Source organism: Pseudarthrobacter sp. efr-133-R2A-89, from assembly GCF_030209315.1.
Classification (GTDB): domain Bacteria; phylum Actinomycetota; class Actinomycetes; order Actinomycetales; family Micrococcaceae; genus Arthrobacter.
Genome location: NZ_JARVSE010000007.1, coordinates 133,384 through 155,823, shown reverse-complemented (window position 1 = coordinate 155,823; position 22,440 = coordinate 133,384). Strand labels below are relative to the sequence as shown.

Below are 22,440 nucleotides of genomic sequence, written 5' to 3'. Positions count from 1 at the left end.
AGCATTCGACTGTTAATCGAAGGGTTGCTGGTTCAAGTCCAGCAGGAGGAGCGCACAGTCCCCGTTCCGGCCTCCGGAACGGGGACTTTTCTTTGCCCGCGGGCTGTTGGGGCCCGGAAAACCGCCGATTTCCCTTGGGCCGGAATCCTTTGCTAATGTCATACCTGCTTCATTCCTCCTTAGCTCAATTGGCAGAGCATTCGACTGTTAATCGAAGGGTTGCTGGTTCAAGTCCAGCAGGAGGAGCGCAACGGAAAATCCCTGTTCCGCCAGCTGGCGGAACAGGGATTTTTTGTCTCCGCAGGCCAAACCTTGGGATCCGCCCGGAAGATCAGACGAAGTCCATTTCCACCTGCAGGAATCTTTCGGCCTCCGCGATGGCTGCGTTGAAGGCCTCGTTTTCCGTGGGCGACCTGCGGGGTTCGCGCGGGTTCCATTCGTGCGGGGCCGAGTGGATGCGGACAAAGCCGGCATCCGGCGGGGCGTAGAAAATACCGAACCGCTGGACCGGCCACTCCGGCGAGGTTTCCGGAGCCACCAGCAGGGCTGCATTGAAGGCGGGATTGAACCACTGGGCGATGGGCCGGCGGCGGTCCTCGGTGAACAGCCCCGCTGCGTACAGCGCCGCTGACTGCTGCCCGGCCTGGGCACACAGGCGCTCCCACCACAGTGGCAGGATCCGGGCGTCGCACCGTTGCCATGTGGCCGGAAGTGGCGGTTGGTTCTGCCAGTTGGGCACGGGAATATTTTATCGCGGGAAGGCCCGGGAAGGCAGGTGGCGCGTCCGTGGCCGGGCCCGGCAGTCAGCGGCGTTTCCGGGACCCGGGGTTGATCCGGTAGAGCAGTGCTGCGCCGGCCAGTGTGCCCAGGATGATGCCCCAGGCGGGGTTGCCCACGGCCCGGCCGGCAAAATAGCCGACGACGGCGCCGAGCACGGCTCCCAGGAAGAGTCCCCGTCCGTTGCGGTGCGGTTTCCTGCTCATCTGCGGCCTTCCTGGCGGACGTCCAGTGGATCGACGCTTAGTGGATTGAGGGTACCGTGCGCGGGCGGACAACCAGCCACAAGGCCCCGATGGCAAGCAGGATGCACGCGGCCTGCACCGAACCCATGGGTGCTGCGCTGGTAATGCCCAGCCAGCCCACCACGGGGGAAATCAGCCCGGCCATGAGGAACGTAGCCGCACCAAGGAGCGATGCCGCCGTCCCCGCCTGGGCTGCGTGGCCGGCCAGTGCCAGCACCTGGACGCAGGGGAACATGAAGCCGGTCCCCAGAATGTAGAACCACAGCGGAACCATCACTCCCCACAGACCCAGGCCCATGCGGTCGAACACGACGATCAGCACGGCCATCAGGAACATCCAGGCCGTGGCGCACGCGAGGATCCACTGCGGCGGGACAATCCGGATCAGGCGCGCACTGGTTTGGACGCCGGCAACGATGCCCAGGGAGTTGATGCCAAAAAGCAACCCGTACTGCTGGGCAGAGAAGCCGAACACGTCCTGGAACAGGAAGGGCGAGGCCGACAGGTAGGTGAACAGACCGCCAAAGTTGAATCCGGCCACCATCAGCAGCCCCACGAAGATCCGGTCGCTGAAGAGCGCCTTGTACCGCTGCCGGGCAGTCATGCCGCTCTTGCCACGCTTCTCCGGCGGAAGCGTCTCGCGCACCAGCAGCAGGGCGGCCACGATGACAAGGGTTCCGTAGGAGGCAAGGAACACGAATATTCCGGGCCAGGGCATGACCAGCAGCAGCTGTGAGCCGATCACCGGTGCCAGGATGGGGGCCAGTCCGTTGACCAACGCCATCCGCGAAAACATCCGCACCATGGCATACCCGGAAAACAGGTCGCGCACCATGGCCATGGCCACCACACCGCCGCCGGCAGCGCCGACACCCATCAGGACACGGAAGATCCCCAAGGTGGCGATGTCCGCGGACAGGGCCGCACCCACGGACGCTGCGATGTGCAGGGCGGTAGCAAGGATCAAGGGTGTCCGGCGGCCAAACTTGTCGCTGAACGGCCCCACCACCAGCTGCCCGAACGCAAAACCCACGGTGGTGCCGGCCAGCGTCAACTGAACCTGTGCCTCCGTCACGCCCAGGCTTGCCTCCAGCGCCGGAAAAGCGGGCAGGTAAAGGTCGATCGTGAACGGACCCAAGGCCGTCAGGGCGCCGAGGAGGAGGATGTACAGAAGCTTCCGGCGGCGGGTCAGCAGGTCGCCTGGATTGGGGGCATTGGTCACGATCACCAATCCTAGGCCCGGCGGGGGACGTTTTTTCAGCGTTGTAGGCCGCGCCGCCCGGCAAGCCCCGGAGTTCGCCCTGAACCTGAATGATAGTTTGGGTGGCGTGGACTGTGCGGCTGCACATTTCCGCAGGACAACGCAGGCAGTATCGACCCAGACGACCAGTAAGGCGGAACCGATGAGCGGACGTCACAGCGGGCGCACCAGTCCCGGATTGCGCATCACCGCGCTGCCGGGAACGGCACGACTCCTTTTCCGGTTGGCCCCGCGCCAGCTCAACGACGAGATCGCCTTCGCCAAGATCGAGCTCAAGCGCAAGGGCATCCAGGTTGGGGTGGCCGCAGCGTTCTTCGCCATCGCCCTGGTCTTCGTGGCGTTCCTGGTAGTTGGCCTGATCGTGGCCGCCATCATGGGGCTGGCCACCATCATGCCTGCCTGGCTGGCAGCGCTCCTGGTGTCCGCCGCCTTCCTGGTCATCGCCCTGGTCGGCGGCCTTGTGGGCCTTGCCAGGTTCAAGAAAGCCATGCCGCTGGTGCCGGAAGAAACCATCCGCGGCATTAAGTACGATCTCGGCGTCGCCCGCGAAGGGTCCGCCTTCAATCCGGCGGTCCTGGATCCGGACAGCCCGGAGGCAAAGGCCGCGAAGGCTGCCAAGGCCGAAGCCGCCGCCAAAGCCAAGGCCGAAAAGGAAGCCAAGGCCGCCCAGCACGACCAGGAGTTCCCGCACGCTTCCGAGCCCGAGCTGGTTCGCCGGCTCAGCCAGCGCCGCCACCACCTCGCCGAGGTCCGGGACGAACTCGGCACGGAGCTGGACGTCAAGACGCAGGCCCGCTACCTGCTGGCCGCCGCCCAGGTCAAAGCCCGTGAGGCCCAGCTGCTCGCCGCCCGCGGCGCAGACGCGGCAACGCAGCGGTTTGCCGCCGTCGCCGACTCCGCGGACCTGGGCCGCCGCTGGAAGCCGCTGGCCGCCCTCGCAGCGGCCGGTACGGTGCTGGTGGTCCTGCTCCGGCGGCTCCTGCGCGCCAACCAGGCCTGAACAGGCCCGTAACGCACAACCGAAAGACCGCGCCGCGGCGCAACAGCAAGGAGAGGGGGACCGGTGAGGTTCATTGGCGCAGGCGCCCGCCCCGGCCGGCCCCAGGTGGACCACGACCGCGTGTTCACCATCCCCAACCTGCTCACCGTGGTGCGGTTCATGGGCGTTCCGCTCTTCATTTGGCTTGTCCTGGCCCAGCGGGAGTACGGTGCCGGCGTGGCCGTCCTGGCTGTCATGGCCGGAACGGACTGGATCGACGGCTACATTGCCCGCCGTTTCGACCAGGCCTCCAAACTCGGCCGTGTCCTCGATCCCATTGCTGACCGGCTGGCCCTGCTTGCCGTGGCCGTCACCCTGGTGATCGCCGGCGTCGTGCACTGGCTCTACCTCGCCGCGCTGGTGATCCCCGACGCCATTCTGCTGGTCCTCACGCTCTCCCTCTTCCACGGCCATCCCGACCTCCCCGTCAGCGTTGTAGGCAAGGTCAGGACCGGCCTGCTCCTGCTGGGGACGCCGCTGCTGCTCCTGTCCCGAGTGGACACCGCCGCCGCGGGCCAGCTCCTCACTGCAGCCTCGGTGGTCCTGGTCCTGGGCCTGGTGGGCCACTGGATTGCCGCCTACAACTACTTCTGGGCCATGCTGCGCAAGGGCCGCGAAACGGAACACCACAACGGCGGTAACGGCTGATGGTGTGGTTCGCCGTCGCGCTGGCGGTCCTGGGTGCCTTCTGCCTGGCCCTCGGTGCCCAGCGGCAGGGGAGTGCGGTCAAAGCCGATACCGGCGGACTCGCGCTGAGCTCCAACGGTTTCCTTCGGCTGCTGCGCAACCCGCGCTGGATGTTCGGGCTCCTGCTGTTGTGCCTGGGCATGGGCATGAATGCTGTTGCCCTCGTATCAGCCCCGTTGACCGTGGTGCAGCCCATTGGTGCCATTGCCCTGGTGATCACCACGGTGGTCAACGCCCGGGACCAGGACCTCACCATCAACCGCGCCACGGCGGTGTCCATCGCCGCATGCGTCACGGGATCGGCGCTCTTCGTCCTCCTTGCCGTGAACGTGACGCAGGAAAGCCACCACGTCAGCCTTGCGGACGAGCTGACCATCGTGCTGCTCCTCGCCCTCGCGGTGGGCCTGTTCGGCACGCTGGCGGTGACGTTCAAGCACCGCATGAACGCGTTCGTCTACATCCTTGGCGCCGGTATCCTGTTCGGCTTCGTGGCGGTCCTCACCCGGATCATCGGCAAGCACCTCCTGGACCCCAACGGGCTGTTCCTGCTGAACGTGCAGTGGTACTCGGTGGTGGCCATCATCGCTGCCGGCGGCCTGGGCTCCTGGTTTGTCCAGAGCGCTTACTCCACCGGCCCTCCGGACCTGGTGATCGCCGGACTCACGGTCATCGACCCCATGGTGGGCATCGCCATCGGCATCATCATCCTGGGCGAACTGCGCCCCGACGTCCACGCCGTCATGGCCATCGCGATGGGAACGGCGGCGTGCCTTGCTATCGTTGGGGTTATCGCCCTTTCCCGGCACCACCCGGAGGTCACCAAGCGCAAGAAGGACGCGCGCAGGGCCGCCGGCAAACCGAACCAATAGCCAGTCACCGCACACATCAAGCAACCCCACGAGGCCGTGCGCCACCCGCGCCGGCGGCCAACCGTGCTGTCAGTTCCACGCTGCCCGCACCGTGACCATCAGGAGTACTCCACATGACCACGCCAGCCGACCAGCGCCCCCTGACCATCCTGATCGCGGCGGATACCTACCCGCCGGACGTCAACGGCGCCGCCCAGTTCGGATACCGGCTGGCCAAAGGCATGACTGCCCGGGGCCACAACGTCCACGTCCTCGCATCCCGCGACAGCAAGGGAAAGAGCTTCACCGAATTCCGTGCGGAAGCAACCGTGCACCGGCTCCGCTCGCACCGGGCGTTCACCCACGAGACCTTCCGCATCTGCTTTCCGTGGGAAATCAAGAAGGAAATCAGCATGCTCTTCGACCGGGTCAAGCCGGACGTGGTGCACATCCAAAGCCACTACATGATCGGCGAGCACGTCCTCTATGAGGCCGTGAAACGCGGCGTCCGGGTGGTGGCCACCAACCACTTCATGCCGGAAAACCTCAACCCCTTCCTGCCGTTCCCGCAGTGGTTCAAGGACATCATCGGCCGGGTTTCCTGGAAGGACATGGGCAAGGTCATGGGCCAGGCCGACGTCGTCACCACGCCCACGCCGCTGGCTGCCAGGGCCATGCATGAGCACGCCTTCCTGCGCAAGGTCCTGCCGCTGTCCAACGGCATCGACTCCGCCGCCTATGAGCTGAAGCCCGGCGAGCAGATTGAGCCGCATGCGCACCCCACGGTGCTCTTCGCCGGCCGCCTGGCCGAAGAAAAGCACGTTGACGTGCTCATCGAAGCTGTCGGCAAGACTCCGCCGGAACTGAATGTGCACCTGGAGATCGTGGGCGGCGGCGAAGTACGGCCCGCGCTCGAGGACCTGGTCCTGCGGCTGGGACTTGGCGGCCGGGTGAAGTTCCTGGGGCTTGCGAGTGACGAGGAACTGCGCAGGGCCTACATCGCGGCCGACCTCTTCTGCATGCCCGGAACTGCTGAATTGCAGTCGCTGGTGACCCTCGAGGCGATGTCCGCCTCCACCCCCGTGGTCCTTGCCGACGCCATGGCCCTGCCGCACCTGGTGCGCGACGGCGAAAACGGCTACCTCTTTACGCCCAACGACAGTGACGATCTCGCCAAGAAGATCACCCAGGTCCTGGAACTGCCCGAGGAGGAACGGCGCGCCATGGGCAGGGCCAGCCGGGAGATGGTGGAACCCCACAGTATCCAGGGGACCCTGCAGACCTTCGAGGACCTGTACCGCGGTGCCACCTACGAGGACAAAGTGGTCTGAACCCTTTCCCGGGTTTGCTAGAGTGTTTCTGCCCTGCCGGAGCGCGGCCTTCAGGCCCGCCCGCGGGGTGGTTGGGGGCTATAGCTCAGCTGGTTAGAGCGCGGGACTCATAATCCTAAGGTCCTCGGTTCAAGTCCGAGTAGCCCTACCGCCTCAAGAAGACCGCGGCCGACGATCATTGTCGGCCGCGGTCTACTTGGTTAAAGCCCGGAAGTTCTTGGTTAACGGGGCGCCCTCGGGTAAGTTACTGATCAGTAACATTCCGGCCGCCACCGCGGCCCGGTCAGCGCTGATCACCAAAGAAGGTACCCATGCCCACCTCTGCAGCCGATCCCCGGGAGCTTCCCTACGCCGACGGCGACTTCTTCGCCTTCGAGCAACTCCTCTCGGACAAGGAACGCGACCGGCTGGCCGAAGTCAGGGACTTCCTGGCGCGCGAGGTCCGGCCGATTGCCGTGGACTGCTGGAATCGCGGCGAGTTCCCGATGGACCTGGTGCCCAAGCTCGCCGACGTGGACTTGGTCAGCCCCGTCCGGCGGCAGGGTTACTCCAACCTCTTCGCAGGAATGCTGCATGCCGAGGCCACCCGGGCCGACGCCTCCATCGCCACCTTCCTGGGGGTGCATGACGGGCTGTTCACCGGATCCATCGAACTGCTGGCGTCCCCGGAACAGCAGGCCGAGTGGCTGCCGGACATCTATGCACTGAAGAAGATCGGTGCCTTCGGCCTGACCGAACCGCTGGGCGGCAGCGACGTTGCCGGCGGAACCCGCACCACAGCACGCAAAGACGGTGACCGGTGGATCCTGAACGGGGCCAAGCGGTGGATCGGCAACGCCACCTTTTCGGACTGGGTGGTGGTGTACGCCCGCGACGAGGCGGACAACCAGGTCAAGGGCTTCATGGTGGACACCTCGCTGGCCGGCTTCAGCGCCACAAAGATCGAAAACAAGATTTCCCTGCGCACCGTCCAGAACGCCGACATCGTCCTGGAGAACGTGGCGGTCCCTGCAGACTTCAAGCTCGCGAACGCCAACAGCTTCCGCGACGTCAACAAAGTCCTCAAGGTCACCCGCCTGGCCGTTGCCTGGCAGGCCGTGGGACTCCAGTTGGCAGCGTTCGACGTTGCCCGGAGCTACGCAGTGGAACGTCTGCAGTTCGGCCGGCCCCTGGCTTCCTTCCAGCTCGTCCAGGACCAGTTGGTGCGGATCCTCGGCAACGCGGTCAGCTCCTTGGGCATGATGGTCCGGTTGTCGCAATTGGAGGACGACGGTGTGGCAAAGGACGAGCAGTCCGCCCTGGCCAAGGCCTTCGCCACTGCGCGTATGCGGGAGAGCGTGGCGCTGGGCCGGGGCATCCTCGGCGGCAACGGCATCGTGACCGACTTCGAGATGGCCAAGATCTTCGCCGACGCAGAGGCCATTTATTCCTACGAGGGGACCGCCGAGATCAACACCCTGGTCACGGGCCGGGCCATTACGGGCATTTCGGCCATCGTCTGATCCGCCGCCCGGCTGCGTTCCGGTCAGGGTGCACCGGCCAGTGGGAGCAGGATGGACGGGCGAAGGTCCAGGACGAACTGGAGCGGATTGACATACTGCTCCCTGTCCCTGACGCCCCAGTGCAGGCACGCCGCCAAGGGGCAGTGGCCGGGGTTCACCGTGCCGACCACCTCGCCTGCCGCCACCGGCGTCCCAACGGCCAGCGGGCTGTCCACGGGTTCGAAACTGCTCCGCAGGCCATCGCCGTGGTCGATGGTGATCACGGGCCGGTCCACCACGACTCCGACGAAACTCACCGTCCCCGCCGCAGGGGACACCACGTCGGCGCCGGGCGCGGCGCCGCCAAGGTCGACGCCGCGGTGACCGCTGAGCCAGGGGAGCGGCGGGGGAGAGAAATACCGGAGTACCGGCGGCTTCGGGGCAAGGGGCCAGCGCCAGGCTGCCGTGGCACCAGGTCCGGCAGCGGCCGTCGTGTCCCCGGCCCGCTGGAGTGGTGCCGCACCGGACCCGGCGGAGCTGCCGGCCTCAACCGGGCCGCCTGCCGTCGCGGAGGGGGCGGCTTCAGCCGGACCGACTGCCGAAACAGGACCGACTGCCGACGGCGGCCCTCCCGATGCCATGGACGCCGGCAGCATCAGCACTGCTGCCAGGAGGATTGATCGTTTCATGGCACCAGCGTGCCCGGGCGTTCCGCAGGCCGGGAGGGGGCAGTCCGGCTATGTGGATAAGCCGGCCCGGGCCCTGCCGGGACGGTCCGGCGCGCAGGGGTCCCTGTAGTACACTTGATGGAGCAGTTTGCTGCGCCCTCAACGCATCCCGTCCCAGTGGTTCACCTTCGTGGTGCCTTCCCCTGTCCGGATTGCGTCGGCACATCTCATTCAGGAGTGTGGGGGAACAGCGGCTGACTACGCGCATCCGGGCCTCCGGGACCCAACGCCACGGCGTTGGCCTTGGAGGACCGGTCTTCCTGCGGTCAGGGCTTTGGTCCTGATGGGACGGCCGGAGGATGCCAGGAGCAAGGCCCGTCCGGGCCACGCTGATCAACCGTCAACTATTGGCAGGGTAAGAAGCCTTCGGGGTTTCTCATGAATGACCTGCCGGAAAATAAGGAGCGTCGGAATGCCCGTCGTAACCATGCGCCAGCTGCTTGACAGCGGCGTCCACTTTGGACACCAGACCCGCCGTTGGAACCCGAAGATGAAGCGCTTCATCTTCACCGAGCGCAACGGCATCTACATCATCGACCTGCAGCAGTCGCTGTCCTACATCGACCGCGCCTACGAGTTCGTCAAGGCCACTGTTGCCCACGGCGGCACCGTGCTGTTCGTCGGTACCAAGAAGCAGGCCCAGGAAGCAATCGCAGAGCAGGCAACCCGCGTGGGCCAGCCCTACGTGAACCAGCGGTGGCTCGGCGGTATGCTGACCAACTTCCAGACTGTCGCCAAGCGCATCCAGCGCATGAAGGAACTCGAAGAGATCGACTTCGACGACGTCGCCGGTTCCGCCTACACCAAGAAGGAGCTCCTGCTCCTCAAGCGTGAACTGACCAAGCTCGAGTCCAACCTCGGCGGTATCCGCAACCTGACCAAGGCTCCGTCCGTGCTCTGGGTTGTCGACACCAAGAAGGAACACCTCGCCGTTGACGAGGCCAAGAAGCTGAACATCCCGGTTGTTGCCATCCTGGACACCAACTGCGATCCCGACGAAGTCGACTTCCCGATCCCGGGCAACGACGACGCCATCCGCTCCGTGAACCTCCTGACCCGCGTTGTCGCCGACGCCGTCGCCGAGGGCCTCATCGCCCGCAACAACCGCGGCGCCGGCACCACCGAAGCTCCGGAAGAGCCCCTGGCCGAGTGGGAGCGCGAGCTCCTCGAAGGCAACAAGGCAGAAGCTGCTGATGCTCCGGCCGAGAACGCTGAAGCTCCGGCCGCCGAGGCTCCCGCCGCTGAAGCTCCCGCCGAAGACGCCAAGTAACACACGTCAATCCGGATTCTCCGCGCTGTCCGCAGCCGGAGCTGCTGACAGGATGGCAGCCCACACCCGTGGGCTGCCGTCCTGTCGGTCCGTACACCACCAAACATTTCTAGACAGAGGGGTTCACATGGCGAACTACACTGCCGCTGACATCAAGGCCCTGCGCGAGCGCACCGGCGCCGGCATGATGGACGTCAAGAAGGCTCTTGACGAAGCCAACGGTGACGCCGAGAAGGCCATCGAGATCATCCGCATCAAGGGCCTGAAGGGCGCTACCAAGCGTGAAGGCCGCTCCACCGCCGAAGGCCTGGTGGCCGCAAAGGTCAGCAACGGCGTCGGCGTCATGATCGAGGTCAACTGCGAGACCGACTTCGTTGCCAAGGCTGACAAGTTCATCCAGCTGGCCGACAAGGTCCTGGCCGTCGCCGTCGAGTCCGGCGCTGCCGACCTCGAAACCCTGCTCGCCACCGATGTCGACGGCAAGCCGCTGTCCGAGGTCGTCGTCGAAGAGGGTGCCATCCTGGGCGAGAAGGTTGTGGTTCGCCGCATCTCCCGCATCGAGGGTGCAACGGTCGACGCTTACCTGCACAAGACCTCCAAGGACCTCCCGGCCCAGGTCGGCGTGCTGTTCGCCGTTGACGGTGAAGGCGAAGCCGCAGCCACCGCTGCCCACGACGTCGCCGTCCACATCGCCGCGATGGCTCCGAACTACCTCACCCGTGAGGACGTTCCCGCCGATCTCGTCGAGTCCGAGCGCCGCATCGCCGAGGAAACCGCCAAGGCGGAAGGCAAGCCCGAGGCAGCCCTCACCAAGATCGTTGAAGGCCGCGTGACGGGCTTCTACAAGGGCGAGGTCCTGGTTGACCAAGCATTCGCCAAGGACGCCAAGAAGTCCGTGGCACAGATCCTCGAAGAGGCCGGTGTCAAGGGAACTGCGTTTACGCGTTTCCGCGTCGGCTCCTAGTCGAAACTGCAAGGGGTGGCCACTTCGGTGGCCGCCCCTTTTGCATGCGCCCAATCCGCTGGAAACGCAGCGGCAAGCGCGGCCGGTTCCGAGCACGGGACCCGGCAGGATACCCTTTTTTCAGAATCACCAACGGGAAGGCATCATGGAAGCCGTCAACACTGACATGCATTCAGAGAAGAGCAAGCGGCGGGTCCTCCTGAAGCTCTCCGGCGAGGTCTTCGGCGGCGGGAAACTGGGTGTCGACCCCGAGACCGTCCGCGACGTCGCCAAGCAGATCGCAGCGGCCGTCCCCCAGGTTGAGGTGGCCATCGTGGTAGGCGGCGGCAACTTCTTCCGCGGCGCAGAGTTGTCCCAGAGCGGCATGGACCGCTCCCGCGCCGACTACATGGGCATGCTGGGAACCGTCATGAACTGCCTCGCCCTCCAGGACTTCCTGGAGCAGGCCGGAGTGGAAACCCGCGTCCAGAGCGCCATCACCATGGGCCAGGTGGCCGAGGCCTACATTCCGCGCCGCGCCATCCGCCACATGGAAAAGGGCCGCGTGGTCATTTTCGGCGCCGGCGCCGGCCTGCCCTACTTCTCCACCGACACGGTGGCCGCCCAGCGGGCACTGGAAGTCCACGCCGACGTCGTCCTGATGGCCAAGAGCGGAGTGGACGCCGTCTACACGGCCGACCCCAAGAAGGACCCCAGCGCCGAACGCCTCGAAACCCTCAGCTACGACGATGCGCTGCGCCGCGACATCCGGGTCATGGACCAGACAGCCATGACCATGTGCAAGGACAACGACCTCTCGATGGTCGTCTTCGGCATGGAGGGTGAAGGCAACGTCACCCGCGCCATCCTCGGCGAGAAGCTGGGCACGCTGGTCACCGCCTAGCTCCGGCTAGGATGATTTCAGGACAATTCCGTCCCCGCCTGCAACGGCGGGGACGGAGACAGCAACAAAGAACCACGTGAGTGCAACCGGCGCGATCGGGCTGCACCAGAACCGTCAGGAGAGACCGTGATCGAAGAAACCTTGCTCGAAGCCGAAGAAAAGATGGACAAGGCGGTAGAGGTAGCCAAGGAAGACTTCGCTTCCGTCCGCACCGGCCGAGCCAACCCCGGCCTGTACAACAAGGTCCTGGTGGAGTACTACGGATCGCCCACGCCGCTGCAGCAGCTCGCCTCGTTCGCGATCCCGGACGCCCGCACCATCCTGATCACCCCGTTCGACAAGACCGCACTCCGGGACATCGAACGCGCCCTGAGCGACTCCGAGGTTGGCGCCAATCCGTCCAATGACGGCAACGTCATCCGGATCACCATTCCTGAGCTGACCAAGGAACGCCGCAAGGAATACGTCAAGATCGTCAAGACCAAGGGCGAGGACGCGAAGATCTCCATCCGCAACATCCGCCGCAAGGCAAAGGAAACGCTGGACCGCCTGGTCAAGGACGGCGAAGCCGGCGAGGACGAAGGCAGCCGGGCCGAGAAGGAACTGGACAGCCTCACCAAGGCCCACGTGGACGGCATCGACGAACTGCTCAAGCGCAAGGAAGCAGAGCTGCTCGAAGTCTGATGGGCCAGGCAGATCAGGCCCCCGCTTCACGGGCCCGCACACGGGGGAAGCAGCCCAGGAGCAACCCGACACCGAAGGCCGGGCGGAACCTGCCCGCCGCCGTCGTGGTTGGCCTGGCCATGCTGCTGGGCGTCCTGGGCGGCCTGCTGTTCCTCCCGCTGGCGTTCGTAGCGATCGTCACCGCTTTCGCAGTCTTCGGCGTCTGGGAAATCTACCGTGCGCTGGAGGCCAACGGAACCAGGATGCCCATCGTGCCGGTCATGACCGGTACGGTGGCCCTGCCGTTCGCCGCCTACTTCGGCGGCATTGAGAGCCAGCTCTTCGCCCTCCTGCTCAGCGCCGTGGCCGTCCTGCTGTGGCGGTCGATCGAAAGCGCCGCAGGATCGGCCAACAGCATCTTCGCCGGCGTCTTCACGCTGGGCTGGGTTCCGTTCTTCATCAGCTTCGCGGCACTGCCGCTGCACGCGGCCGGAACCATCCCGCTGGGGCTGTGGCCAGGCGGCCTGGCGCCCATCGGTGCCTGGGAGATTGCGGTAATGCTCCTGCTGGTGGTCTCGAACGACACCTTTGGCTACCTGGTGGGAGCGTCCATCGGGAAGCACCCCATGGCGCCCAAGATCAGCCCCAAGAAGTCCTGGGAGGGCTTCGCCGGATCGGCAGTCGGCGCCATGCTGATCGGCGTCCTGGCCGCCATCTTCATACTGGACAAGCCGTGGTGGGTGGGCGTGGTCCTCGCGGTGGGAACCGTGGCCGCCTCCACCGCCGGAGACCTGGCCGAGTCCATGGTCAAGCGTGAACTTGGCGTCAAGGACATGAGCAGCATCCTGCCCGGGCACGGCGGCGTGATGGACCGGCTGGACTCCATCGTCTTCGCCTCGCCCGTGGCCTTCATCCTGTACGGACTCGTGGCCGGCGCCTGAGGGATGCCCCGGGCGCGGGGCAGTGAAGAAGAAAGCGGCCCCAGGCGGGGCGCCCGTGACACACAACGGGGCCGGGGGGTTGCACCTTCCCCGGCACCTTAAACTGGTGCGGAAGCACTACGGCTGAAGAGCATTGAAGGAATCAAAGTGGCATTGGACATTCATCGGCAGATCCCTGCGTCCTTTGAGCGCGTGCAGCGCAGTGAGTACGGCTACAACGCCAAGCAGGTGGACCAGTTCCTGCAGCGGGCCCGGGTCTCCTTGGAAACGCCCGAGGCGGCGAGCGAGCCCGTCAACAGCTCCGACGTCAGGGCCGTGTCCTTCGACCCCGTCAAGGGAGGCTACTCCGCCTCTGTGGTGGACGCCGCGCTGGACCGGCTTGAAGACGCGTTCGCCCGCCGGGAACGGGATGAGCTGATTGCCGCCCGTGGCGAGGAGGCCTGGCTGCGCGAAATCGGAAGCCTCTCGGGTATCCTCCGCGGACGGCTGCACCGGCCGGACGGCGAGCGCTTCCGCCGGCCCACCAAGAAGAAGGCCCGCAGCTACAACACGGCCGACGTCGACCGGTTGTGCCGCGAACTCGTCGCCTACCTGGAGCAGGACAAGCCGCTGAGCGTGGACAGCGTCCGGCGTGCGGTCTTCCGCCCGGCCGTGGGCCGCGACGGCTACGAAGAGTCCCAGGTGGACGCCTTCCTGGACCGGGTGGTCGAACTCATGGCGGCCATCGACTAGCGAAGGCCTCCGGGAGGCCGCTAACCCCCGGCCGGAGGGGTGGGGGAGAGCGGGCTGAACCGCCGCCACACCTCCCGGTAGCTGCGGTAGCCGCGCACGGCGGACACTGCCAGGAACCCGGCACCGCACACGGCTCCCGCCACCGTCGCGGCCGCGATGCCCCCACCCGCCAGCGAGACCAGCAGCCCGGCAAAGATGGCAATCAAGGCAGCGTTCGCCGTCGTCATGAAAATCATGCTGCTGCCGGCCACGTGGCTGAACGTGCCTCGGTGGCCGAAGAAATAGTACGTCTGGACGGAGCCTGCCTCGTCGTCGTGGTAGGACGCCATCAGGTAGGGGGCCACGCCCGGGTCAAGGTCAACATACGCGGCCCGCAGGCGGTTCATGGCCGTGACGTACATCAGGTCCTCGTGGGCCACGTTCATGACCCGGAGCTGGGTCAGCAGGCCAATCGCGGTGTCGATGAACAGCACCACGACGGCCAAGAGCACGAAGGGTTCCGAGAATCCCGTCGCCTGGCCTACCAGGGCAACACTGACAACGCTCGCGGAAGTGAACGTCAGGAACATGCTGATCCGCGTCAGGACCTCGCTTTGGGCGGTGCTCCGGGATGCCAGCAGGCCCCAGTGTTCCGTGGCGAGCAGCTGCGCCCGAACGGAGGAAGGGACTGCGCCTTCCCGGCGGGACGGTCCGCCGTCCTCGATGGACATGGCGTTATTGTCCACCCGATCACCGTCCGGTTGCCAGCGGCCTTTCCGGGGTGTGCAGGCGCGTCATGGTCCGCGGCATCGTTGCGGGAATACGGTGCGCCGTGGCCCGGGAGACCAGGACCATGACGGCAAAGGCCGTGGGTACGCTCCAGGCGGCAGGCTGGGCAAGCCACGCCGGCGTCTGCCCGGAACCGGCCAGCGCCAGCGAGCCGGCGATCATCGCCCCGCCGCAAAGCACGCCGCCGGTCACCATGCCGGCGATCGCCCCCGTGTCCGTCAGGCCGCGCCACCAGATGCCCAGCAGGAGGACCGGGCACACGGTCGAGGCCGTAAACGCGAACACCAGTCCCACGCTTCCGGCCAGGGCCAGGGAGTCGGTCATGAAGGCAAAGCCCAGCGGCACGACGGCGGATACGACGGCGGCGAGCCGGAACCCGCGGACGCTTCCGCCCAGGACGTCCTGGCTGATGACGCCGGCCAGGGAGACCACCAGGCCCGAGGTAGTGGAGAGGAACGCGGCGAAGGCCCCGGCCACCACCAGGGCGGAGAGCAGGCTGCCCGCCGTGCCGCCCAGGAATTCGCCGGGCAGCCGCAGGACCATGGCGTCCGGTTGACCCGAACGTGCCAGGTCCGGGGCGAACATCCGCGCCACCAGGCCGTAGGCGGTTGGGAACAGGTAGAACACGGACAGCAACCCCAGGACGATCAGCGTGGTGCGCCTGGCCGTGTGCCCGTCCGGGTTGGTGTAGAAACGCACCAGGACGTGCGGCAGCCCCAGCGTCCCGAAGAGCAATGCCACCAGCAGGGAAACATTCTGGTACGGTCCCGCCGGAGCCGCCCCGGTGGGGTTGACGCTGGCCGGGGCCAGCGGTTGCGTGCCGTGGCCGGCCAGCACGAACACAATGAACAGGATGGGCACGGCCAGCGCCGTCAGCTTGAGCCAGTACTGGAAGGCCTGCACGAACGTGATGGACCGCATCCCGCCCGCTGCCACGGTCAGGCACACCACCACCACGACGGCCACCGAACCCACCCAGGACGGCAAGCCCGTGGTGATGCGGATGGTCAGGGCCGCTCCATGGAGCTGCGGCACGATATACAGCCAGCCGACCATCACCACCACCAGGCTGGTCACCCTCCGAACGGTCCGGGACGCCAGCCTGGACTCCGTGAAGTCCGGGATGGTGTACGCCCCGGACCGGCGCAGCGGCGCGGCGACGAAAAGCAGCAGCATCAGGTAGCCCGCCGTGTAGCCCACGGGAAACCACAGGGCGTCGGTCCCGGACAGCAGGATCAGCCCGGCCACGCCAAGGAAGCTGGCGGCGGACAGGTATTCGCCGCCGATCGCGGACGCGTTCCACCAGGGGCGAACCGTCCGGGATGCGACGTAGAAGTCCCCGGTGGTACGCGAGATGCGCAGCCCGTAGAACCCGATGATTGCCGTGGCGAGGGACACCACCGCGACCGCTGTGATGGCGACCCCGGCGTTCACTGCGGCACCTCCGGGCCGCCCCGCGCCGCCGGGTTCATTGTTCGCCGGCCAAGTCGCGGTAGCGCGCCTCATTGCGGGCCGCGCTCCTGACATACAGCCACGCGCTCAAGCCGATGACCGGGTAGATGCCGATGCCCAGCAGGAGCCAGTCGAACGGGATGCCGGCGATCCTGGTGTCGGCAAGGCCGGGAACCGCGACCAGCACCAGGGGGAACGCGGCCAGGATGAGCAGGAAGCCGCCGGCGACAACCAGCGCAAGCCGCAGCTGGGAGCGGATCAGGGAACGCACGAATACCTGGCCAACCTCGGATTCCTGGGCGGCTTCGCGTGATTCCAGCGGGCGTGGTCCGCCGCGCCCGGGTCCGCCACGGGAGGCGTGCGGGGCGGTAACCCGGACCCTGGTCATGCGTGCGGCCTGATCCGGGTGGCTTCCAGCTTCTCCCGCACGGTGGGCAGGTGGCGCCGGCTGATGGGCAGCCCGGCCCCGGCCACGGTCACGCGGGGCCCGTCGGCTGCCAGCTTCATGGAGGACACATGTTTCAGCGCCACGAGGTAGGAGCGGTGCGTCCGGATGAATCCGGCATCCGCCCACTGCTGTTCCAGGTCGGCCAGGGGCACCCGGATCAGGTAACTGGCGTCGGCGGTGTGCAGGCGGGCATAGTCGCCCTGCGCCTGGACATACGTGACGTCGTCCCGCCGGATCATCCTGGTGGTACCACCCTGGTCCACCGTGATCATCTCCGGCGCGCTGCCGCCGTCGCGCAGTTCACTGATCCGCCCCACGGAGCGGGCCAGGCGTTCGGTGCGGACGGGCTTGAGCAGGTAGTCGACGGCGGCCAGTTCAAACGCTGCCAGGGCGTGGTCCTCGTCGGCGGTGACGAACACAACTGCCGGGGGATTGCTGCTCCGGGCAATGAAGCCGGCGATGTCCAGGCCGGACATGGCGGGCATGTGAATGTCCAGGAACACGGCGTCGATCCCGCCGCCGGCCAGGGCTGCAAGGGCCTCCGCGCCGGATGTTGCCCGCAGCACCTTGCCTATGCGCTCATCCCTGCCCAGCAGGAAAGCCAGTTCCTCCACGGCGGGCAGCTCATCATCAACGACGAGGACGTTAATCATGCTCCTAGGGTACTTCCAGCGGCGGGAGCCGCCTCACGCGTCATGGCCTGGCTGGGACTTGGGTACCCGCATGGTGATCAGGGTTCCCTCGCCCGGCGCCGTTTCCACCACCAGCCCGTGGTCGTTGCCGTACACCTGCCGGAGCCGGGCGTCGACGTTCCGCAGCCCCACGTGGTCCCCGTCGGTGTGGCCGGCCAGCACGGACCGGAGCTGTTCCGGATCCATCCCCACGCCGTCGTCCTCGATGGTGACTTCGGCGAAGGCACCGGCGTCCTCGGCGGTGATGCTGATGTGGCCGGGCCCCGCTTTGGCCTCAAGCCCGTGCCGGACGGCATTCTCCACCAGCGGCTGCAGGCTCAGGAAGGGGATGACCGTGCTGAGGACCTCGGGGGCCACGCGCAGGCTGACCTGGACGCGGTCGCCAAACCGGGCCCGTTCCAGCAGCAGGTAGCGGTCAATGCACCGGAGTTCCTCGGCGAGGGTGGTGAAGTCGCCGTGCCGCCGGAAGGAGTACCGGGTGAAGTCGGCAAACTCCACCACCAGCTCCCTGGCCCGCTCGGGATCCGTGTTGATGAACGAGGCGATGGCGTTCAGCGAGTTGTAGATGAAGTGCGGGCTGATCTGCGCCCGCAGCGCCCGTACTTCCGCCTCCATCAGCAAAGTGCGTGACGCGTCAAGCTCCGCGAGTTCCACCTGGACGGCCACCCAGTCAGCCACTTCCCCCGTGGCGCGGACAAGGCCCGCCCCCGCGGCAGGAGCGAAGGCGGCCACCGCGCCCACCACGCGGGTGCCTGCCCGCACCGGGGCGATGACCGCGGCCAGGGGCCCGCCGGTTCCTTCCGCGCCTGCCGGGAGCACGGCGGCCCGGCCTGATTCGATGGCGCCGGCGGCGAGCTGCATCAGACGCGGCCGGATCTCCTCGGCGCCGCCATCCCAGGCCAGGACACCGGACGTGTCGGTAATGGCCAGCGAGTCGCAGCCGAGCAGGGAGCGAAGCTGGCGGGCGGCCTTCGCGGCCCCTGCCGGGTTCAGCCCGCGGCGCAGGTGCTGGCCCGCCTGGGAGGCGGCGTGCAGCGTGTGGTAGGTGGCGCGCTCGGCGTCGGTGCCCAGCTCCCTGAAGGAACGGAGCACCTTCAGGCCCACGCCGACGACGACGGCAATGGCCATGGCGATCACCGCCACTGCCGCGGCGGTCAGGAGGGGGGAGTCCGGCATGGTGCCCAGCGTAGCGGCGGGTGCCGTTTGCCGCAGCATCGCAGCCGTTGAGCGACCCCGCGCCCCGTAGTTCTGGAATACCGCGCCGGACAGGCCGCAGAGTGATTGCAGTCACATCTGCGGTTTCCCTGGCAGTGTTCCCGGGCAGTTTCCTGCCGCAGGCCCTGCCGCCCGGTGTGTACCCGCATGACTCAATGAGGAGGAACGATGGGTAACGAGGCCCATACTCCGGACGCAGCGGCGTCCGTGGACTTCGAGCAAGTCCAGTCGACCGGGCAGTTCCAGGAACTGCGCAGGCGTCACCGCAGCTTTGTCTTCCCCATGGCAGTGGCCTTCCTGCTGTGGTACTTCGCCTACGTCCTGCTGGCCGATTACGCGGTGGACTTCATGTCCACCAAGGTTTGGGGCAACATCAACGTCGGCCTGATCCTGGGGCTGCTCCAGTTCGTCTCGACCTTCGCCATCACCGGCTGGTACGTGCACTACTCCAACCGGAAACTGGACCCGATCGCCACCGAAATCAGGAACGAGATCGAGGGGCACGAATTCGACAAGGACGGACACCGAGTGGGCGGAGCCAGCAAATGATCGCAATCCCAGCGGCGGTGGACGTTGCCGCCCTCAAGGACACCACCCTCTTGAACATGGGCATCTTCGGCCTGTTCGTGGCCGTGACCATGGTGATCGTGTTCCGTGCCAGCCGGAACAATAAGACCGCCGCCGACTACTACGCCGCCGGACGGTCCTTCACCGGCTCGCAGAACGGCACCGCCATCGCCGGGGACTACCTGTCGGCGGCATCCTTCCTGGGCATCACCGGCGCCATCGCCATCAACGGCTATGACGGATTCATGTACTCCATCGGCTTCCTCGTGGCGTGGCTCGTGGCGCTGCTCCTGGTGGCTGAACTGCTGCGCAACACCGGCAAATTCACCATGGCGGACGTCCTGTCCTTCCGGCTGAAGCAGCGCCCGGTCCGGATAGCGGCGGCCATCTCCACCCTCGCCGTCTGCTTCTTCTACCTGCTGGCCCAGATGGCCGGTGCGGGAAGCCTGATCTCCCTCCTGCTGGGTATCAGTGACTGGGGCGGACAGGCGCTGGTAATCATCGTCGTCGGCGCCCTCATGATCATGTACGTCCTGATCGGCGGCATGAAGGGCACCACATGGGTGCAGATCATCAAGGCCATGCTGCTGATCGCCGGCGCGGCGGTGATGACCTTCTGGGTCCTCGCGATCTACGGCTTCAACCTCTCCGACCTGCTCGGCGGTGCCGCGGAAACGGCCAAGAACCCGGCTGTCCTGAACCCCGGCCTGCAGTACGGCAAGACGGAAACGTCCAAACTGGACTTCATGTCCCTGGGCCTGGCCCTGGTCCTGGGCACGGCAGCACTGCCCCACGTGCTGATGCGCTTCTACACCGTGCCCACGGCCAAGGAAGCCCGGAAATCCGTGGTGTGGTCCATCTGGCTGATCGGCCTGTTCTACCTCTTCACCCTGGTGCTCGGCTACGGCGCCGCAGCCCTGGTGGGCGCGGACACCATCAAGAGCGCTCCCGGCGGCGTCAACGCGGCCGCCCCGCTGCTGGCCTTCCACCTGGGCGGCCCGCTGCTGCTCGGCTTCATCTCCGCGGTGGCGTTCGCCACCATTCTGGCCGTGGTGGCCGGGCTGACCATCACGGCCGCCGCTTCCTTCGCGCACGACATCTACGCCAACGTCATCGCCAAGGGCAAGGCCGACGCCGCCACGGAAGTCCGGGTGGCCCGGCGCACCGTGGTGGTGATCGGCATCCTGGCCATCCTGGGCGGCATCTTCGCCAACGGCCAGAACGTGGCCTTCCTGGTGGCGCTGGCCTTCGCCGTGGCCGCGTCCGCCAACCTGCCCACCATCATCTACTCGCTGTTCTGGCGGAAGTTCACCACCCAGGGCGCTATCTGGAGCATGTATGGCGGCCTGGCCTCGGCGATCTTGCTCATCGTGTTCTCCCCGGTGGTTTCCGGTGCCAAGACCTCGATGATCCCGGGCGCCAACTTCGCCCTCTTCCCGCTCAGCAACCCGGGCATCGTGTCCATTCCGCTGGCCTTCTTCCTGGGCTGGCTGGGCACCACGCTGGACAAGCGGCGCGAGGACCCGGCCAAGCAGGCCGAAATGGAAGTGCGCTCGCTGACGGGCATCGGGGCTGAAAAGGCGGTGGACCACTAACTGACATCCAGCAGCCCGGAACACGGAAGAGCCTCCATGCCGCTGGTGCGGTGTGGAGGCTCTTTTGTTGTGCAGCGGTGCGGCCGTGGGCGGCTTTCGCCGTTGCGTTTCATCGTTGATGGTGGCCGGCCGGGGCCAAGTGTCCGTGTTCGCCGTGCGGGACGGCGTACTGGCCCGCCGTCGACGCGGCGAGTCCCGGCGTCGTTATTCCCGCCACCAGGACTGCGCCGGCGAAAGCTGCCGCAAGCAGCCGTCCGGGCCGGACCGATCCCGCCGCACCATTGCCTGCCGGCGGACCGCTTTCCCGGAGTGCTTCCGCCCGCCTGAGCCAGCCAAGGGACGCAATGATCATCAGTGTCAGCAGCAGGGCGGAGAGCTGCGTGAGGTTGAGGCCGGACGTCCGCGGAACGGCGAAGGCGATCGCCGCAACATGGACCGCGGCGGCGCCCGCCAAGGAATACCGCACCCGCCGGCCGCCCGCCGGAGGCTCCTTGGCCAGGAACACGATGGCTCCCGCCAGCAGGGCGGTGCCCCACAGCGCGGCTGCCGCACCGGCGGCAAGCCCAAGAGGTTGCGCGGGCCCGGCTGCCGCGGCGAAGAAGCTGGACGCGATGGCCAGGTTGACCGATCCCGCGCCGAAGCCGGCGAACCCGGCAACAAGCCGGACGGCCGGGACGGCAGCGGACGCCGCCCAGGCAGGGGCGGCAGCAGCAGCCCCCGGAGCCGCCGGGCCGGGGGCGGCCATGCCGGATGCCGCCATGGCTATGCCCGGGCAGCGGTCGGGGACTTGTCCAGGGACAGGCCCACGCCCAGGAGCAGGACGGCGCTGGCGAGGTGCAGGACGTTGTCGGCACCGTTCAGGGCGATGATGTTCAGCGGCGAGTCCAGCAGGAACAAGCCCACGATGCCCACCAGGAGGTAAACGGCGCCCACGGTGGCGTTGAGGGTGCGTGCGGTGTCCGTCCCGCGGAGTCCGGCGAACAGCAGGGCCGCGCCAATGGCCAGGTGGATGACGTTGTGGAGCGGGTTGACCTCGAAGATGATCAGGTTCGCGCCTTCGGTGGCGACGAATCCGACGCCGGACGTGACGGCAAAGCCGAGGAGGCCCACCAGCAGATAGACGGCTCCGAAAACGGTGGCGACGAGACGGTTGGGTGAGTTGCGCATGGGACGAATCCTTCCTAGGGCGGGGACGGTTCCCCGAACTCCGGGCCCGGACGGACCCTCGGAAGCAGTTCGCACCACTGAAGGAGAAGGATGGGTGAAAAGAAACAGTACCCTTTGTACTGTGCGGCCGGTCAGGCGGCGGGCCGGAGCTTGATGTTGGTCATCTTGAGGTCGTTGGTGCCCTCGAAGCGGTAGGCGAGGTCGACCTTCTTGCCGTTACAGCTGATCTGGCCCGCCACGTCGGCTGATTTCAGGCCGTTTTCGGTGGCCACCTTGAGGTCGGTGTAGGCGGGCTTGCACGAGTCATCCAGTTCCAGGCTTTTCACCCCGGAGATGAACGCCTCCTTGGAAAGCTGCTGCTGGAGCGCGGGGTCAAGGTAGTTGTCGTATGCGGTGGTCACCTCGCCCGCGATCACCTTCTTGGTGAATTCGTCGGCGAGGCCCCTGGCCTGGTTGGTGGCACTGTTCACCACGTTCACCAGGATCACGACGCCGAGGATCACCAACAGCAGCACCCCGCCGATGCCGCCGAGCACGATCCACAGCTTCCGCCGGCTGCGCACCCGCGGACGTTCCCCCGGCAGGCCGAACGGGGCAGGCCGCGCAGGCATCGGGGGCAGTTGCTGCGGCGACGGGTCCGCGTTTCCATGCCGGTACGAATCCTGGGGACTGCTCAAGGGGAGCCT

General features: G+C 66.8%; 25 protein-coding genes and 2 tRNA genes. 15 read left to right on the top strand and 12 right to left on the bottom strand.

Annotated features, from left to right (window positions below; all coding sequences use genetic code 11):
- Window positions 1-173: 173 nt before the first annotated feature.
- Window positions 174-246 (top strand) — tRNA-Asn (locus tag QRM95_RS13985).
- Between the two features lie 85 nt (window positions 247-331).
- On the opposite strand, the gene QRM95_RS13980 is transcribed toward QRM95_RS13985, so the two are convergent.
- The 3 genes from QRM95_RS13980 to QRM95_RS13970 all read right to left on the bottom strand — a co-directional run bounded on the left by QRM95_RS13980 (window position 332) and on the right by QRM95_RS13970 (window position 2,250).
- Window positions 332-739 (bottom strand): hypothetical protein, encoded by a 408-nt coding sequence (locus QRM95_RS13980; protein WP_285248156.1) that lies wholly within the window; start codon window positions 737-739, stop codon window positions 332-334.
- Window positions 740-803: 64 nt separating this feature from the next.
- Window positions 804-983: a glycine zipper 2TM domain-containing protein gene (locus tag QRM95_RS13975; RefSeq protein ID WP_018763420.1), complete on the bottom strand. Its 180-nt coding sequence runs from the start codon at window positions 981-983 to the stop codon at window positions 804-806.
- Between the two features lie 37 nt (window positions 984-1,020).
- Window positions 1,021-2,250, bottom strand: a complete 1,230-nt coding sequence (locus QRM95_RS13970) for a multidrug effflux MFS transporter (protein ID WP_285248155.1) — start codon at window positions 2,248-2,250, stop codon at window positions 1,021-1,023.
- Window positions 2,251-2,425: 175 nt separating this feature from the next.
- Here QRM95_RS13970 and QRM95_RS13965 point away from each other — a divergent pair, with 175 nt between their 5' ends.
- The 6 genes from QRM95_RS13965 (at window position 2,426) to QRM95_RS13940 (ending at window position 7,690) form a co-directional block, all read left to right on the top strand.
- The gene (locus QRM95_RS13965; protein WP_285248154.1) at window positions 2,426-3,283 is read left to right on the top strand and encodes a phage holin family protein; all 858 of its coding nucleotides are present in this window, start codon (window positions 2,426-2,428) and stop codon (window positions 3,281-3,283) included.
- A 63-nt stretch (window positions 3,284-3,346) separates the two neighbouring features.
- Entirely contained in the window at window positions 3,347-3,970 is a 624-nt protein-coding gene (locus tag QRM95_RS13960; protein ID WP_285248153.1) for a CDP-alcohol phosphatidyltransferase family protein, read from the top strand.
- Window positions 3,970-4,878, top strand: coding sequence for a DMT family transporter (locus QRM95_RS13955; RefSeq protein WP_285248152.1), 909 nt, complete (start codon window positions 3,970-3,972; stop codon window positions 4,876-4,878). The genes QRM95_RS13960 and QRM95_RS13955 overlap by 1 nt, the downstream gene beginning before the upstream one ends.
- Window positions 4,879-4,991: 113 nt before the next feature.
- Window positions 4,992-6,188 carry a glycosyltransferase gene (locus tag QRM95_RS13950; RefSeq protein ID WP_285248151.1) on the top strand — a complete coding sequence of 399 codons (1,197 nt, stop codon included), beginning with the start codon at window positions 4,992-4,994 and terminating at the stop codon, window positions 6,186-6,188.
- 74 nt (window positions 6,189-6,262) lie between these two features.
- A tRNA-Ile gene (locus QRM95_RS13945) sits at window positions 6,263-6,336 on the top strand.
- A 163-nt stretch (window positions 6,337-6,499) separates the two neighbouring features.
- Complete coding sequence (locus QRM95_RS13940) at window positions 6,500-7,690, top strand: acyl-CoA dehydrogenase family protein (protein WP_285248150.1); 1,191 nt, start codon at window positions 6,500-6,502, stop codon at window positions 7,688-7,690.
- A 23-nt stretch (window positions 7,691-7,713) separates the two neighbouring features.
- Here QRM95_RS13940 and QRM95_RS13935 read toward each other — a convergent pair whose 3' ends face one another.
- On the bottom strand, window positions 7,714-8,358 hold the full coding sequence (locus QRM95_RS13935) for a M23 family metallopeptidase (protein ID WP_285248149.1): 645 nt from the start codon (window positions 8,356-8,358) through the stop codon (window positions 7,714-7,716).
- A gap of 451 nt (window positions 8,359-8,809) precedes the next feature.
- Here QRM95_RS13935 and rpsB point away from each other — a divergent pair, with 451 nt between their 5' ends.
- The 6 genes from rpsB (at window position 8,810) to QRM95_RS13905 (ending at window position 13,850) form a co-directional block, all read left to right on the top strand.
- Complete coding sequence (rpsB, locus tag QRM95_RS13930) at window positions 8,810-9,667, top strand: 30S ribosomal protein S2 (protein WP_285248148.1); 858 nt, start codon at window positions 8,810-8,812, stop codon at window positions 9,665-9,667.
- Between the two features lie 127 nt (window positions 9,668-9,794).
- Window positions 9,795-10,631: a translation elongation factor Ts gene (tsf, locus tag QRM95_RS13925; protein WP_018763429.1), complete on the top strand. Its 837-nt coding sequence runs from the start codon at window positions 9,795-9,797 to the stop codon at window positions 10,629-10,631.
- Window positions 10,632-10,776: 145 nt separating this feature from the next.
- Entirely contained in the window at window positions 10,777-11,514 is a 738-nt protein-coding gene (gene pyrH, locus QRM95_RS13920; RefSeq protein WP_018763430.1) for a UMP kinase, read from the top strand.
- A 126-nt stretch (window positions 11,515-11,640) separates the two neighbouring features.
- Window positions 11,641-12,198 carry a ribosome recycling factor gene (frr, locus tag QRM95_RS13915; protein ID WP_018763431.1) on the top strand — a complete coding sequence of 186 codons (558 nt, stop codon included), beginning with the start codon at window positions 11,641-11,643 and terminating at the stop codon, window positions 12,196-12,198.
- Window positions 12,198-13,118 carry a phosphatidate cytidylyltransferase gene (locus QRM95_RS13910; RefSeq protein WP_285248147.1) on the top strand — a complete coding sequence of 307 codons (921 nt, stop codon included), beginning with the start codon at window positions 12,198-12,200 and terminating at the stop codon, window positions 13,116-13,118. The genes frr and QRM95_RS13910 overlap by 1 nt, the downstream gene beginning before the upstream one ends.
- Window positions 13,119-13,265: 147 nt before the next feature.
- Window positions 13,266-13,850, top strand: coding sequence for a DivIVA domain-containing protein (locus QRM95_RS13905; RefSeq protein WP_285248146.1), 585 nt, complete (start codon window positions 13,266-13,268; stop codon window positions 13,848-13,850).
- Between the two features lie 20 nt (window positions 13,851-13,870).
- Here the strand turns inward: QRM95_RS13905 and QRM95_RS13900 are convergent, their stop codons facing one another.
- The 5 genes from QRM95_RS13900 to QRM95_RS13880 are packed head-to-tail and all read right to left on the bottom strand — an operon-like array spanning window position 13,871 to window position 18,386.
- Window positions 13,871-14,560 carry a hypothetical protein gene (locus QRM95_RS13900; RefSeq protein WP_285248145.1) on the bottom strand — a complete coding sequence of 230 codons (690 nt, stop codon included), beginning with the start codon at window positions 14,558-14,560 and terminating at the stop codon, window positions 13,871-13,873.
- A gap of 19 nt (window positions 14,561-14,579) precedes the next feature.
- Window positions 14,580-16,052 (bottom strand): sodium/solute symporter, encoded by a 1,473-nt coding sequence (locus QRM95_RS13895; protein ID WP_285248144.1) that lies wholly within the window; start codon window positions 16,050-16,052, stop codon window positions 14,580-14,582.
- Window positions 16,053-16,086: 34 nt separating this feature from the next.
- Entirely contained in the window at window positions 16,087-16,458 is a 372-nt protein-coding gene (locus QRM95_RS13890) for a DUF485 domain-containing protein (protein ID WP_285248143.1), read from the bottom strand.
- Window positions 16,455-17,171, bottom strand: coding sequence for a LytR/AlgR family response regulator transcription factor (locus QRM95_RS13885; protein ID WP_285248142.1), 717 nt, complete (start codon window positions 17,169-17,171; stop codon window positions 16,455-16,457). The genes QRM95_RS13890 and QRM95_RS13885 overlap by 4 nt, the downstream gene beginning before the upstream one ends.
- 33 nt (window positions 17,172-17,204) lie before the next feature.
- Entirely contained in the window at window positions 17,205-18,386 is a 1,182-nt protein-coding gene (locus QRM95_RS13880) for a sensor histidine kinase (RefSeq protein ID WP_285248141.1), read from the bottom strand.
- Between the two features lie 207 nt (window positions 18,387-18,593).
- On the opposite strand from QRM95_RS13880, the gene QRM95_RS13875 reads away from it, so the two are divergent.
- Complete coding sequence (locus QRM95_RS13875; protein WP_285248140.1) at window positions 18,594-18,974, top strand: DUF485 domain-containing protein; 381 nt, start codon at window positions 18,594-18,596, stop codon at window positions 18,972-18,974.
- Window positions 18,971-20,587: a monocarboxylic acid transporter gene (locus tag QRM95_RS13870; protein WP_285248139.1), complete on the top strand. Its 1,617-nt coding sequence runs from the start codon at window positions 18,971-18,973 to the stop codon at window positions 20,585-20,587. Before QRM95_RS13875 ends, QRM95_RS13870 begins: the two co-directional genes overlap by 4 nt.
- A 109-nt stretch (window positions 20,588-20,696) precedes the next feature.
- On the opposite strand, the gene QRM95_RS13865 is transcribed toward QRM95_RS13870, so the two are convergent.
- From QRM95_RS13865 to QRM95_RS13855, 3 genes are all read right to left on the bottom strand, one after another.
- The gene (locus QRM95_RS13865; protein WP_285248138.1) at window positions 20,697-21,347 is read right to left on the bottom strand and encodes a hypothetical protein; all 651 of its coding nucleotides are present in this window, start codon (window positions 21,345-21,347) and stop codon (window positions 20,697-20,699) included.
- Between the two features lie 2 nt (window positions 21,348-21,349).
- Window positions 21,350-21,754 (bottom strand): DUF4383 domain-containing protein, encoded by a 405-nt coding sequence (locus QRM95_RS13860; RefSeq protein ID WP_285248137.1) that lies wholly within the window; start codon window positions 21,752-21,754, stop codon window positions 21,350-21,352.
- Between the two features lie 131 nt (window positions 21,755-21,885).
- The gene (locus QRM95_RS13855) at window positions 21,886-22,431 is read right to left on the bottom strand and encodes a hypothetical protein (protein WP_285248136.1); all 546 of its coding nucleotides are present in this window, start codon (window positions 22,429-22,431) and stop codon (window positions 21,886-21,888) included.
- Window positions 22,432-22,440 lie beyond the last annotated feature (9 nt).